The 14415-nt window shown below is 58.9% G+C and carries 11 protein-coding genes; 3 read left to right on the forward strand and 8 right to left on the reverse strand.

What is annotated here, in order from left to right; all coding sequences use genetic code 11:
• Positions 1–23: 23 nt before the first annotated feature.
• The 6 genes from JNB88_RS09335 to JNB88_RS09360 form a co-directional block, all read right to left on the reverse strand.
• Entirely contained in the window at positions 24–1004 is a 981-nt protein-coding gene (locus JNB88_RS09335; protein ID WP_220355209.1) for an ABC transporter permease, read from the reverse strand.
• 2 nt (positions 1005–1006) lie between these two features.
• Positions 1007–2026: an ABC transporter permease gene (locus tag JNB88_RS09340; RefSeq protein WP_220355210.1), complete on the reverse strand. Its 1020-nt coding sequence runs from the start codon at positions 2024–2026 to the stop codon at positions 1007–1009.
• Complete coding sequence (locus tag JNB88_RS09345) at positions 2016–3566, reverse strand: sugar ABC transporter ATP-binding protein (protein WP_220355211.1); 1551 nt, start codon at positions 3564–3566, stop codon at positions 2016–2018. The genes JNB88_RS09340 and JNB88_RS09345 overlap by 11 nt, the downstream gene beginning before the upstream one ends.
• Before the next feature lie 60 nt (positions 3567–3626).
• Entirely contained in the window at positions 3627–4637 is a 1011-nt protein-coding gene (locus tag JNB88_RS09350; RefSeq protein WP_220355212.1) for a sugar ABC transporter substrate-binding protein, read from the reverse strand.
• Between the two features lie 117 nt (positions 4638–4754).
• Positions 4755–5807, reverse strand: coding sequence for an ABC transporter permease (locus JNB88_RS09355; protein WP_220355213.1), 1053 nt, complete (start codon positions 5805–5807; stop codon positions 4755–4757).
• Positions 5804–7279 carry a sugar ABC transporter ATP-binding protein gene (locus tag JNB88_RS09360; RefSeq protein ID WP_220355214.1) on the reverse strand — a complete coding sequence of 492 codons (1476 nt, stop codon included), beginning with the start codon at positions 7277–7279 and terminating at the stop codon, positions 5804–5806. The genes JNB88_RS09355 and JNB88_RS09360 overlap by 4 nt, the downstream gene beginning before the upstream one ends.
• A 232-nt stretch (positions 7280–7511) precedes the next feature.
• Here JNB88_RS09360 and JNB88_RS09365 point away from each other — a divergent pair, with 232 nt between their 5' ends.
• The 3 genes from JNB88_RS09365 (at position 7512) to JNB88_RS09375 (ending at position 10822) form a co-directional block, all read left to right on the forward strand.
• Positions 7512–8555, forward strand: a complete 1044-nt coding sequence (locus tag JNB88_RS09365; RefSeq protein WP_220355215.1) for a substrate-binding domain-containing protein — start codon at positions 7512–7514, stop codon at positions 8553–8555.
• Between the two features lie 72 nt (positions 8556–8627).
• On the forward strand, positions 8628–9827 hold the full coding sequence (locus JNB88_RS09370; RefSeq protein ID WP_037129426.1) for an acyl-CoA dehydrogenase family protein: 1200 nt from the start codon (positions 8628–8630) through the stop codon (positions 9825–9827).
• 650 nt (positions 9828–10477) lie between these two features.
• The gene (locus tag JNB88_RS09375; protein WP_220355216.1) at positions 10478–10822 is read left to right on the forward strand and encodes an FIG domain-containing protein; all 345 of its coding nucleotides are present in this window, start codon (positions 10478–10480) and stop codon (positions 10820–10822) included.
• A gap of 215 nt (positions 10823–11037) precedes the next feature.
• Here JNB88_RS09375 and JNB88_RS09380 read toward each other — a convergent pair whose 3' ends face one another.
• Both JNB88_RS09380 and JNB88_RS09385 read right to left on the reverse strand, forming a co-directional pair.
• Positions 11038–13887 (reverse strand): ATP-binding protein, encoded by a 2850-nt coding sequence (locus JNB88_RS09380; RefSeq protein ID WP_220355217.1) that lies wholly within the window; start codon positions 13885–13887, stop codon positions 11038–11040.
• Positions 13888–13973: 86 nt separating this feature from the next.
• Positions 13974–14381 (reverse strand): Ohr family peroxiredoxin, encoded by a 408-nt coding sequence (locus tag JNB88_RS09385; RefSeq protein WP_220355218.1) that lies wholly within the window; start codon positions 14379–14381, stop codon positions 13974–13976.
• Positions 14382–14415 lie beyond the last annotated feature (34 nt).

Consider the following 14415-nt stretch of genomic DNA (forward strand, 5'->3'; position numbering starts at 1 on the left):
CATTGAGTTTGGTTTGGCGGCCATCAGGCGGTGCCGACGGCTTGCCTGTTGATGAAACTGAAGGCCAGCACCGCGAAGATGAGGCTGCCGGTGCCAACCTGCTGCCAATAGAAGTTCAGTCCGGTTAACAGCAGGCCATTGGAAACGATGCTGAGGAGGAGTACTCCAAGCACTGTCCCGGCGACATTCGGGCGTCCAAGCGGGGAGAAGGTCGTTCCGATAAAGGTGGCGCCGATCGCATTCAGAAGGAAGGCATTGCCCGACGAGGGGATGTAGACGGTGACGGTAGACGTCAGGATGATCCCCGCGATTGCCGCAATTATGCCTGCAAGAATGAAGGTAACGGCGACCTGCCGGCCAAGGCCTATGCCGGAATATCGCACGACGCTCGGCTGAATGCCGATCGCCATCACAACGCGGCCGAACCGTGTTCGCGAAAACATGACGGCCGTGACTGCTATCACGACGGCGACGATCAGGAGCGGAACGGGAATGCCCGCGATCGTTCCGTGACCGATAAATCGGAAAGCATCGGGAACACCATTCGGAGGAAGATAGACGGGGTTGCCGCCATTTGTCAGCAGCTGTTGGACACTTCGCCCGATGAACAGCGTGCCGAGCGTTGCAAGGAACGGCGACACGCCGATTGCGGAGATCAGGATCGCGTTGAAGGCTCCGACAAGGGCACCTGCCAGGAGAGCGGCGAGAAGTGCCAGGGCGACGGGTTGGCCGGCAAGGACGAGCGAGACGAACGCGAAACTTGAAAAGTCAACCGCCGTGCCGACTGATAGATCTATCCCACCAGCCGCTACGGCGAGCGTCATGGCGATCGAGACGATCGCGAGAAGCGTGAAGTTGTTGACCAGGATGCTCTCGAGATTGGCGGCGGTCAGGAATGTCGGCGCAGCCGCAGAAAAGATCGAGGAGACGGCGATCAGGGCGAGCACTAGGCCGTGCCTGGAAAGACCGGCGAGAGACCGCCCGGCGATGGTCGAAGCTGACATGGTCAGAACTCCCGTTTGCGCAGCAGTGTGGTGGCGGAGACGACGATCAGTATCAAGAGGCCCTGTACACCACTGACGAGCGTGCTTGGCAGGTTTAGAAGCTGGAAGCCGTTGACGAGGAAGCCCACGAACAGGGCGGATACCAGGGTTCCCGTGATCGTCGGTACGAGGCGGCGCGAGAATACCGAACCAAGCAGGGCGGTTACGACGACTGGAAGAAGCATCTCGCCAGAACCCGTTGTGCTGCCGGACAGGTATGACACCGAAAGGATACCGGCTAGACCGCCGCACAGGCCGCTGGCGATGAAGGCCCCTGCAAGCAGGCGTTTGAGCGGAAGGCCTGCCGCCTGGGCTGCGTCGGGGAATTCGCCAATCGCGTATAGCCGCAAGCCAAGTGGTGTGTATTGGACGATTGCAGTTGCAAGGGTCGCAATGCCAATCAGGATGTAAGCCAGGACAGGCACCCCGAAGCCGCCAGTGGTTGAAATCGCCGTCAAGAGGTCAGTGGATGCGGGGACGACCGTGTTCTGGGTCAGTACCAGTTCCAGGCCGGCAACGACATTCATTACGGCCAGGGTTGCCAGGAGCGGCACGATGCCGGCCAACACGACTGCTGCCGCATTGACGGCACCGATCAGAAGTCCGGTGGAGATTGCAGCAACAATTGCAACAGGATCGCCATAGCCAAGCTGGATCAGCGAAGCGTAGACCGCGGCGCTCAAGCCCATGTTGGCGGCAAGCGACAGGTCGATGCCGCCGGTGACCACGTTCGAACCACCGGCTATCAGCACCACCGTCAGGCCGATCGCAAGAACACCAGAAATCGCCGATTGGCCGACAACATTTCCTATATTGCCGATTGTCAGGAAGTAGGGCGCCGTGAGCGAGAAAATGAGCAGGACAGCGGCGAAGGTGAACAGAGACCCGAAACGGAGTGCGCTTGCCGCCAGCTTCGCTTGCGACTTAGGCACATCGGGAGCCGGATCAACCGAAAAGGAGGCAAATTGCATATCAGTTGACATGGCGAACCTCTTCGGAGGCGCCGGTCGAGACGGCCAGCACTTCATCCGCTGTCGTAGTTGAAGAGATGAGTTCGCGGACGACACGCCCGCGGAAGAAGACGAGAATGCGGTCGGTAATGCCCACCAGCTCAGGCAGGTCAGAAGAAAGCACGATCACGCCGGCGCCGCGGGCGGCAAGCTCTCCGATCAGTGCGTATATCTCAACCTTGGAGCCGATATCGACACCGACGGTCGGTTCGTCGAGGAGATAGAGTTCCGATTGCCGGCTCAGCCATTTGGCGATTGCGACCTTCTGCTGGTTGCCGCCCGATAGTGTGCGCACGAGAGCATTGCGTCCGGAAGTCTTGATCTGCAGACGCCGGATCAGGTCGCCGGTTTCGGCGCCTTCTCGTGTCCGATTCAGGAAACCGAAGCGGGTATATCGTTCAAGGCTCGATAATGTGATGTTTTCGGAAACGCTGAGATCCAGTCCGACACCGTGGCCGCGCCGATCCTCGGGCACCAATGCGACGTTTCGCTCGACCGCTTGCGTGGGGCTTCGCAGCTGTGTCGATCTGCCATCCAGTTCGATCCGGCCGGTTGTCGCTCGCTCCAATCCGAAGAATGTGCGGATGAGGTCTTTTGCTCCAGAGCCGAGCAGGCCGGTGATGCCGAGCACCTCACCGCGGCGCAGAGAAAAACTGACGTCTTCGTAACGGCTTGCCGCCGACAGTGACTCAATCTTGAGGATTTCCTTGCCCAGAACTACGTTTGACTTTGGGAACATCTCGGTGATGTCGCGCTCGATCATCAGCCTGGCGATCGCCTTTGCCGAAGTTTCGGCGATCGGCTGGGAGGCGACGTCAAGACCGTTGCGAAGCACCGTTACGTGGTCGCAGAGCTTTTCGATCTCGTTGAGGTAATGTGAGATGTAGATGATGGTCACGCCCTCGTCGCGAAGGCGCCGGATCAGACGAAAGAGTGTCTCAGCCTCGCGTTGAACGAGCGCTGCCGTAGGCTCGTCGAAAACCAGCACCTTTGGATGGCTCAGCAAGGCGCGCGTGATCTGGACGATCTGCCGTTCCGCAGTTGACAGCTCGCCGATCAACGCACTCTTGGGCAGGCGCACGCCGAAATGGCTGAGAAGAATTTCCTCTGCGCGCTGCTGCATTGCTCCGCGATCTAGAAACGGGGTGCGGGGAAGTCGTGTCTCACGACCGAGAAAGAGTGCTTCTCCGACCGTAAACGTTGGTACCAGAAGCCGGTCCTGATGAATGAAATGGATACCAAGCTCTTCGCATAAATGCGGCGTCAGGCGGTCATAGATGCGGTTTTCGACGGTTATGTGCCCTTCGTCGGGTATGTGCAGTCCGGCGAGGATCTTGATCAGCGTCGATTTGCCAGCACCGTTCTGGCCGACGAGGCCGTGCACTGTGCCACGCCGCACGGTGAGGGAAGCACCGACCAGTGCCTGCGCGCCCCCGAAGCGTTTGACAATGTGTTCGAAGCGAATGATGTCGTCGCCAAGCTCGACTGTTTCAGTTGCAGCGGGTGCGGTCATGTTGCTGGCTCTTTAGGAGAATGGTGGCGATGCGGCGTTGGCCGCATCGCCTGGACGTAATCAGCCGATGCCGAGCTTCTTGGTAATCTCGCCAACGTTTTCCTTGTTTGCGAGGAGGGCAGGCACATACGTCTCTCGCGGCAGCGTCTGGCCGGCCAGCAGCTTGGCGACGTTTCGAATCGCGATGCGGCCGATCTCAGCCGGCTGCTGGGCAGCGTCAGCGCCGGCCGGGGACTTAGGGTCGGCAACGAGCTGAAGAACCTCGGGGCTGCCGTCGACGCCATAGGTGCGGATCTCGTTGCGGCCGGCAGCAGCGATCGCCTGCGTGGCGCCGAGCTGTGGGATATCCCAGGCGGACCACACCGCCTTGATCGAGCCCTTTTCGGGATACTTGTTGAGGATCGCAGTGATTTGCGTAAACGCGTCCTGGACCGTATTCGGGATGACGTCGCGCAGCTCCGGTTGAAGGATCTTCACCTTCGGGAAATACTTGATGACATTGACAAGCTGGTCGTAGCGGATGGCGCAAGGTGTGACGCCATAGAAGCCGTTAAAGACGACGATGTTGCCTTCGCCGCCGATATCGGAGACCAGCTGCAAGGCGAGATCCTTGCCGATGCCCCAATTGTCAGAGGTTGTGTTGTTCAGCGAATTGGTTGAGCCGACGTCAACCGTCAGCACCGGGATGCCAGCGTCGCGGGCCTTCTTCAGCCATGGGTCGATGACGCTAAGGGTGCCGAGGATCTGCACGAGCGCGTCCGGCTTCTGAGCGACCAGCGTCTGTAACTGGGCGATCAGCTTGCCGTCGTTGCGTCCCGCGTCGACAGCAATCGGCTCACCGCCGAGCCGCTTCACCTCTTCGATCTGGGCGTTATAGACCTGCAGATCGAAATAGTGGTCGGTACCGGTAGCACTGATTGCGACCCGCTTGCCCTTCAGCGAAAGTTCGCCTTCCGCAGCGCTTGCCGATGTCGAAGCGAAGACGCCTGCCCCTGCAAATGTCGCGCCCGCGACGGCCGCAAGTTTCAAGATTTCGCGGCGGCCGAAGCCGGATTCCGTTTCGTTAGTCATGAAATAGCCCTCTCATTCAAAGTAATCCATAAAATATATGGAATTAAATCATTAAGGAGAAACGTCATTCCAAAAGGGCGGCCTCGCGGGAAAATTTCAAAGGGTGGCCACCTGTCCTCAGCGATCCACGTTGCGGCCAACGCCATAGGTGAGTGCCAGGGCACCGACCAGCACTGCGCCCTTGACGAAATCCTGCGTGTAGTAGGGCGCGTTGAGCATCGTCAGGCCGTTCAGGAGCACGCCGACGAAGACTGCCCCCACCACGGTTCCAAGCACGTTGGGGCGACGAAGATTGAGGACCGCGAAGCCGATCAGCGAGGCGGCAACGGCATCCATCAACAACGAACCACCGGAGGACACGTCGCCGCGTCCGACGCGGGCGGCGATTATTACTCCGCCGAGAGATGCAAGGGTGCCTGAAATGACATAGGCAAGCGTCTTCAGTCGAGCGGGAGATGCGCCTGCGAGCCGTGTCGCCACCTCGTTGCCACCGGTTGCATAAAGTAGGCGTCCAATGCGTGTGCGTTCGGTAAGAACAAAGAGGACCAGGGCGACAAGCACCATCAACAGCACAGAGACCGGAATTGTGTCGAAGACGCTGTAGCGGCCGATAAGTAGAAAGGTCGGATCATAACCACCTGTGGCCTTTGATCCATCAGGCAGGACAAGCCCGGCCGAGATGGAGCGACCCGCAGTCGGAATGAGCTGTAGGCCGGACAAGAGGAACATCATGGCAAGTGTGGCCAAAAGATCGGGCACGCGCAGTCTGACTATAAGGAATCCGTTGATGCACCCGATTGCCGCGCCGAGAGCCAGGACGATCGGGACAGTCGCAAAGGCGTCCAGTTGCCAGACGATCATGGCGTAGCTTGCCGCCATGACACTTGAAGCAGCAACTGCGCCGATCGAAAGATCGAAGCCGCCGACAGCCAGCGTTACCGTGACGCCGGCCCCGAGGATTGCGACGACGGATACCGCTTGCAGGATGCTCATCAGATTGCCGAGGTTGATAAAAGCCGGCTCGGCAAGGGCAAAACCGACAAGCATGAGGCCCAGAAGAATGAACACCGCGGCAGAGCGAAGGAGCGTACTCAGGCTTAATCTATCCTGATGATCGCCTACTAATGCTGCTTCATCCTTGGTCAAAGTGGTTTGCTCGGTCATCGTCATGCATAGGTTCCCTGAGTGGCCGGATTGGCGGTTGCGATCGGCCAGAGCGTATGGCGATCAATGTTCAGGATGCGGTCGGCTACCTCGTAGGCTTCCTCCGGATCGGAGGTTGCGATCAAAGTGGCACGGTCGGCGCGGGCGCGGATTGCTTCGATGATGTCGCGTCGTGCGCCGACATCGATACCCTGAAACGGCTCGTCGAGCAGAAGCAACCGCCCAGGCTCCGCCTCCCAACGGGCAATCACAGCCTTCTGCTGGTTGCCGCCGGAAAGGCTCCAGATCGAGGCCAGGGGATCCGACGCCTTGATTCCGAGACGGGAAATTGCCTTGTCTGTCTCGCGCAGCTCCCGGTCTCCAAAGAGGAAACCTCGGCGATACCATTTCGCCAGGTGTGGAAGGCTGATGGTGGCTGCCAGGGCATGTCCGGGCCATCCCTCCGGCATCAAGGACGAGCGGTGGCGGTCTTCCGCAGCCATTGCAACGCCAGCTGCGATCGCCTCGGCAGGGGATCGCGGTGCGTGCGGTTGTCCGTCGAGCACCATCTCTCCGCCAGCAAGCCTGCTCGCGCCGAAGATCGCAGAAAGCAGCCGGCTTTTGCCGACACCGAGTGCCCCGGTGATTGCGACAACCTCTCCCTCTTTTATCGTCAGGTCAAAGGGTAGGCTCGTCGGCACAAGCCGCGCGTTTCGCATCTCAAATACGAGACGACCGTCCTGGCCACCAGCGTTTGGACGTGCCACCTCGAGCCGGCGACCAATCATCGCTTCAATTGCGCTTGAAAAGTCGATCGGCCGACGGAAACTGCGGACGACCTGGCCACCGCGCATCACGATAGCCCGATCCGCGATGGCTTCCAGATCGGTCGTACGATGGGAAATGTAGAGGATCGCAAGTCCCTGTGAACGCAGCTTCAGAAGAATGTTGAACAGGCGTCGGCTCTCGTCGCCTGAAAGGCTGGCAGTCGGCTCGTCTAGGATGAGTAGCTCTGCCTTATCCGCGAGAGCTCTGGCAATCGCCACAAGCTGGCGGTCGGCTGCGGAAAGATCGCCGAAATCGCGATCAAGCGGCAGTGAAAATCCGGGAGCGTCGAGCATTATCCGCGCTTGGCGACGCAGGCTCCGACGAGAGACGAAAAACGGCGTCTTGCGCTCTGCAAGGCGATTAAGGAGGAGCACGTCTGCCACAGTGAGGCCGGCCGCGCCGACGATGTCCGTCGATTGATGCACTGTTGCGATGCCAGCGTGGGCCGCCTCTGATGGCGTCCTTGGCGCAAAGGGAACTCCGTTAAGGCTGATCACGCCGCTGTCGGGAGCTAGTACGCCTGAAAGGATTTTGACGAGCGTCGACTTCCCGGCGCCGTTTGCGCCCATCAGAGCGACAATTTCTCCCCTCTCGATGGAGAGATCGACCCCCGTCAGCGCGCGGGTCGCACCGAAGCTGCGTGTCAGGTGTCCAATATGAAGAAGTGGCATCGCGGCGTTTCCGATCGACTTTGTGCGGCTGATATTGACGTGGGGGCAGGCCGAATTTCCAGGCAAGCCTTTGCCGGGCAGGTCTTTCCAACGAAACAAACAATCTCTCGAGGCGCACAAAATCAGATGATTTAATCTACTAAAAACATAGAGTTTATATCTAATAATTCGAGCGTCGCGGGGATCTGCAATCCATCAGACGACGCTTTCGAATGTTGAGAGGAACGCGACGATGAAACTACTTGCACGGCTCGCCTTGAGCGCCGCCATCCCACTCTTCGTCCTGGACGCGGCCTTTGCCGGGGGCCTTGCCGGTGCACCCGCTCCCTTCGACAAGGGCGGCGTTAAGATAGCACTGATCAGCTATATTTCCGCCGGAGACTTTTTCCAGGCTTATCAGGCCGGCGCCGAGGCGCAGGCAAGATCGCTCGATATCGACCTGCGTGTCTTCCCGGGACGCCAGGACGCTGCTGAGCAACGCGAACAGGTGCTGCAAGCGATCAACCTCGGTGTCTCGGCCATTGTGATCGATCACGGCCTGCCGGAATCGCTCGCAGATGTCGCCCAGCAGGCGCTGGACAAGGGCATCAAAGTCGTGGCTTTCGACGTGAACCTCAACAACCCCAAGATCCCGCAGGTCGAACAGAGCGATCACGAGCTTGCACAACTGGGGCTCGACCAGGCTGTGAAGGACAACGGCAGGAATTTCAGCGCGGGCTATGCCTATGTCGCTGGCTTTGCGCCACTCGATCGTCGCAACGAGGTCTGGGACAAGTTCCGATCGGAAAATTCAGGCGTTTTGGAGAAGGCGCGTTTCGGTGTCGTCAATGACACGACTGCAACCTCGACAGCCGATCAGGCAAAGGCGGCCCTGTCGGCCAACCCTGACATCAGCGTGGTCTTTGCGCCCTACGACGAATTTGCTCGCGGCGTGAAGCTCGCTGCGAACGATCTCGGCATAGCAAACAAGCTGAAAATCTATTCTGCTGATGTTTCGACGGCAGACATTCAGGAGATCACGGAAGAGGGTAGCCCCTGGGTGGCAACCGTCGCAACCAATCCGGCAGTTGTCGGCGCCGTGTCCGTTCGCGCGGCCGCGCTCCAGGTTGCGGGCGAGAACGTCCCGCACCAGATCGTCGTCAAACCGGCTCTGCTGACCCAGGAGAGCCTTCGGGCGGCAGGGGTCAAGACCATTGAGGACCTCGCTCAGAAGGTTCCGGCCTTCAGCGCGAGCGACGCAGCAACCGCAAGCTGGATTCCGGACAAGCTTTTCTAAGCGCCCAATTTCGATCCGTCGGCGGGGCAACATGCGCCCGCCGGTGCCGTTTCATGAACCGGAGTCTGCCCCATGAGTCAGTCTAACGTCCTCTTTGCAACCAATCGTAATACTAGCCGGGAGGATTTGTTCTCCCGTGCAGAGGCCATTTCGGCCGACCTTTCAAGGCGTGCCGCTGAACTTGACCGGGAGGGACGCCCGCCGCTTGCCGAGATCGTCAAGCTCAAGAATTCCGGCCTTTTGAATGCCCTGCATGCGCCCGAGACGGGTGGCGGCGGATTGGACTGGGTAGACGGGCTGAAGCTTACGCGCATTCTCGCACGTGGCGAAAGCTCCATCGGTCAGCTTCTCGGCTACCACTATGTCAACAGCCAGTATGTCTACTGGGCGTTCGACGAGGCGCGAGCCCGCGTCCTTGGGAACGAAACAGTTGCCAGGAACCTCTATTGGGGGGCTGCGGTCAATCCACGCGATCCCGGTCTCGTCCTGACCCGTCGCGGCGGGGGCTACGTGCTGAACGGAAGCAAGTCGTTCTCCACGGCGGCGCACGTGTCAGATTACATCAACGCGAACGCAAGCCTCGACGGCGAGGTTGTCGGTTTTGCGGTTCCTACAAGTCGCCCAGGCTATACCGCCAATGACGACTGGGATAATTTCGGCCAGCGCCTGTCTGACAGCGGCAGTGTCGAGTTTCATGACTTCCCGGTCTATGAAGAGGATTTTGTCGATGCGCCGCATGCTGCACCACCCGTGCTTGCCACCTTCAACACGCCCCTGATTCAGCTGGTCTTCGTCAATTTCTATCTCGGTACGGCAGAGGGTGCGCTGCAGGCGGCGATCGACTACGTCAGATCCACGACCCGACCCTGGGTTACATCCGGCGTCGAGCGCGCTGCAGACGACCCGTATATCCTCGAACGCATTGGCGAATTCACCGCGGCCCTGAAAGCCTCTGTCGCACTGGCCGACAGTGCAGCAGCGGCCGTCCAGGCCAGTCTCGCCAGAGGGCATCATGTAAGCGAACGGGAGCGCGGGGAGGCGGCAGCAGAGGCCTATGCCGCCAAGGTCCATGCGACACATGTGTCCCTCGACATCACGTCACGCGTCTTCGAACTGACAGGGGCTCGCTCCACCGCTGAGCGGCATCGGTTCGATCGATTCTGGCGCAATGTTCGCACCCATACGCTTCACGACCCAGTTTTCTACAAAGCCAAGGAAGTTGGGGAGTTCGTTCTAAACGACAGGGTTCCGGAAGTGAGCCTCTACAGTTGAACAGCCTTTGTCGCGGCTCGGTCCGCCCAACGTGACAGTCGGACACCTTCCTTGGCGCTAGGGTCTTTCCGAAACAGAGGGTCCGGGAAATTTCTCCTTTCCGGGCCTAGAGGCCAGGACTCTCAGGCGCAGGCTAGATCATAGTACACAACGCGGCACGCTACCGCACCATCGTCTGCCTTCGTCCAGCGCTGCAGGAACGGACGTCCCACGGCAACCGCGGATTTGATCGATTTCCTTCTCCGCGCGTTGCGCCAGAGACACCATCATCCCACCAGCCCTCAGGTGTCGACAAATACCAGAACCCGACAATCGCGTTCGCTGTAGTCCGCGAAGGTTCGATGGCAAGCCAGGGGCTGGGTAACGCACCTAAAACGATTAAAAAAACTTTAATCGATTTTAATTTTGGCTTTCAAAATTTCGTGTTGCGGCGCGAAATAAAACTGGTTTCATTCAGTCCCGTCGCATTGTGGAGATACGGAACGGCCGTCAAATTTCCTTCTAACATCGCGGTTTAAGCCTGCTCGGTTTCCAAGGCCCGCCTCCGCATTGCCCCGCTGGTCGAAACGACCTCAGCTAACCGCCTTGTCCGCTGATTGACGCTCTTACGCCGACTGATCGCCCATCTCATTCTTAAAGGATTCAGACTGATGACCTTATTCGAAGCATACCTCGATGGCCACAGGAACAGATTGCTGAGCGATGAACTGATCGTCGTATTGCGCAATATTACTCAGGCTACGAGGCAGATATCGGACAGCTTGAGAAGCTCATCATTGTCTGGACTGACGGGAACAACCGATGCCATCAACATCCAAGGAGAAATCCAGAAGCCGCTGGACGTTCTCTCCAACGAGGTAATGTTGGACGCGTGCCGAAAGTCACCAGCGGTGAGTTTTGCCGTTTCGGAAGATCCGGTCATCTTCGGCTCCAGCCAGGAAGTGGCTAAAATTCGTAACGCCTACAATGTGGAGCCTGCGTTGCGGGCCGTGTAAGTAAACATTCGACGCGTGCGACCCCTGTGGTGGGACGCGGCCGTTCGCGAAATTGGGCGCTTCATACGGGGGACGACGTAGGCGGGAAACTCACATTCGCTGGACCAGACGGTTATTCATTCCCGCGCGGCGAATGATATGCGAAATGGAGCGTGTTCGATTCTTATCAAATATATCGCGCAGGTGACCCGGTCGAATAGATTGAGGGTCCGGCGTTATGATGCGGCTCGCGTCAGCATTTCTTCAGCTGCCTTCAAATCCGCGGTGGTCTCGCCTTCGTCAAACTCATTGACGATTGGCTGAAGGATGGCCGCGGCTTCTTTCTTTTTGCCGCAGTCCGCTTCAAGAGCAGCGAGATCGCACGAGGCGCGTAATTCCCATCCTCGTGCACCCATCTTCCGACTTGCGTCGATGGCGGCCGCAATGTTCCTTCGTGCCTCATCCGAAGGTGAAATCGAGCGCAAGAGGTTCCCCTTCATGCGAAGGAGTTCCGGTTTGTAGCAAAGGTCACCGTTGGCTTCGACCGATTGGATGGCATTCTCGATCCGCTCCAAGCCTTCGTCGACTTTGCCCAACACCGCCAAGCCCTTTATCAGCGAGAGCTCGAGCATGGTGGTGAAGACTTCATAGTTCGACCCATGCAGCCTCTCGATGCATCGACGAATGATATCGACGCCTTCGCTGGGGTCGCCCCGGCGGATGGCGACTTCTCCTTCGAAGCCTTTCGCAACCGATACGTAGGGCGACAAGGAGTGCAGCCCCGCGCGGGATACCAGCCAGTCAATGTGCGCTTCCGCTCCGTCTAGGTCGCCGCGCCAAAGGAAAACAGTGATGCCACCGAGGAGTGCGATGCAAAGCGTTAGCGAATGATCCGCTTCAGCTGCCTCCTTGATCGTCTGCCGCGCCCGGGAATCCGCTCGGTCTGGAAAGCCCTGCAGCCAAAGGTTCCTTGCCAGTATTCCGCCTGCTAGCCCGCGCCCATGGAAGCCGACATAACTGCCCGATACGCGGCTCGGCAGCGGATCGCTCAATAACGCGGCCTCCAGTTCCAGCCTGGCGTGGCCGAGTTCGCCGCAGAAGTGCAATGAGTTGCCGAGAAAGAAGTGTCCAAGCGACATCGCGGATGGCTCTTTGGTTTTCTCAGCAACAGAAGAACACCGAAACCCACATTGGAGCGCCGATTTGAAATCTCCCGTTCGGAGATGAAACATGTTCAATGGGCCGAGAACCCTTAGCTGATCGACCGCGTCACCTCGTTGTTCTGCTATCTCGAGGCTTCTGGTGAGCGCGGGGAGCGTGTCACGGCCGCCCTCAAGATACATGCGGGAAATTCCGCGACCAGCCTGAAGATGCATCTCCTCACGGCTTCCCTGCCGATGATCACCCATTGCAGAAAGAGCGCGCTCGGACCAGCGCTGGCATTCGGGAAAGAGCGACATCGCCTGAAATACAGGAACCGCCGCAGCGGCAAGACTGATGCCGATGTCGGCGTTGCCGTTGTCGCCAAACGCCCATTCCAGGGCCGCACGGACGTTGTTAATGCCAAGGAAATAGGGCAGTCGCTCCGGTCCGCTGGACAACGCTGGCCAATCCGGGCCGAACTGCTCCAACCATCGCCGGTAATAGGATGCATGGCTTTCCGCCAGTCCCACGCAATCTTCTTCAGTTTGCCCATGAAGCGCGTAGGCGCGCGTGGTATCGAGCAATCGATAGCGCATCATCGCGCCAAACGAGTTCGCGCTCAAAAGGGACTTGGCAACGAGACTATCGATGGCCCCGAAGAGTGAAGGTCGATCGAGGGAAGGAGTCGCAATCACTTCCCAGGCGGCGTCAAGCGTGAAATCGCCAACAAAGATCGCCAGTCTCCGAAGTACTGTGCGATCCGGTTCAGACAGCAGCCCGAAGCTCCAATCGAGCGTTGCCTGAAGAGTCTTGTGACGAGGCGGCGCATTACGCGATCCCACCCAGGCGAGGGCAAGATGCTGATCAAGTAGGGCTGCCGTCTGGGTGAGGCCGTAGGCCTCGACCCGCCTCGCGGCCAGTTCCAGCGCAAGGGCCATGCCGTCGAGCTTCCGGCAAATCGTCGCGATGATATGCGCGTCCTGGTCAGTTATGGCAAAGGTCGCGCCGCTTGCAGCAATCCGTTCGACGAACAATTGGGAAGCCGGATAGGATAGGATGGCTTCGGCAGTGATTTCCGGATCGTCAGGAGCGCAGGCCAAGGTGTCGAGCTTGTAGATGCTTTCGCCTTCAATCCTGAGAGCTTCGCGGCTCGTGACCAGGATGCGCACCTGCGGTGCGACATCGATTATGCTTGCCGCAAGGTCTGCCACGGTTTCGACCACGTGCTCGCAGGTGTCGAACACAAGAAGGATACGCTTGTCACGGAGATAGGCGAGCAAGCTGGGTCGCACGTCATCGGAGCCGACCGGTATTCCGAGCATGGACGCGAGGGCAGGCGAAACGAGTGATGGATCGCTCAGCGTTCCGAAATCAGCAAGTACCGCCGCTCCATCGAACGTCGACGCCACATGGTTTGCCAATGCAATTGCGACGGTGGTCTTGCCAACGCCCCCACTCCCCACAATGGAAACGACAGGAAACCTCGACAGCCTCTCCGAGAGATCAATGATGTCACGCTGGCGCCCGACCATGCGTTCCAATCGATTGGGAAGATTGGCATGCCTGAATTTTATTCCGCCATCAGTGAGAAGCAGGGCAGGGGTCGAGTTTGTTTTGATCGGCGCGACGAAGCAGTAGCCCCGGCCGGGAATAGTAGTGATATATCGAGCACCATCCTGCCCATCGCCGAGGGCCTTGCGCAGACCGGTCATGTGAAAGCGCAGGTTACCCTCTTCAACGACAACGTCCGGCCAAATCCGGGCCATCAGGTCGCTTTTGCCCAAAAGCGTGTTCGGAGTGGATACAAGTGCGATCAGAAGGTCCAGAGCGCGTGCTCCAAGCTCGACAGGAACACCATCCTTTTCAAGAAGCCGCTGACCGATGTTCAAACAAAAGGGGCCGAAGGACAGCTCCCCTGCTGCATCGCCACCAGCCCGCGTCATGGCATTCCCCCTGAGCACCTCCGCCGGGTTCGTTATACCCCAACGGCTTCCTCGGAGCCAACATTCGGTTTGCGTACCTTCAGTGCTCAGACGAGATTATAAAACGCTTGGATGTTCCCGCGAGTTGCTCTGCAGTATGGGCACTCAAGGCGAGCCGCTTCGATCAAAATAAATGCAGTCTCGCGATCCAGCCCCGGCAGGCAGATATCCAGACAGACGCCAACGACGTATCCGTGGTCGTCCGAGGATAAATGGACGTTGGCGTATATCCTGACATCGGCCTGGAGCTTGATCTGCCTGAGGTCGGCGACATGCTTCAGCGAACTTGCGAAACTTGCCGACCACGCGATCGCTACAAGCTGTTCCGGGTTGGCGCCCGGCCGATTGCAGGCAGGATTTGAAAGCCTGATATCGAGAACACCGTCCGAGCTGCGGGCGAAGCCATTCTCACGGCTGCCAATCGTCTCTGTCTTGGCAGTATGCACATGTCGCATGATCGTACCCCGGTAAGGAGGGAGGCGCGCGCAG

It is taken from the genome of Rhizobium cauense, assembly GCF_019511525.1.
Classification (GTDB): Bacteria; Pseudomonadota; Alphaproteobacteria; order Rhizobiales; family Rhizobiaceae; genus Rhizobium; species Rhizobium cauense.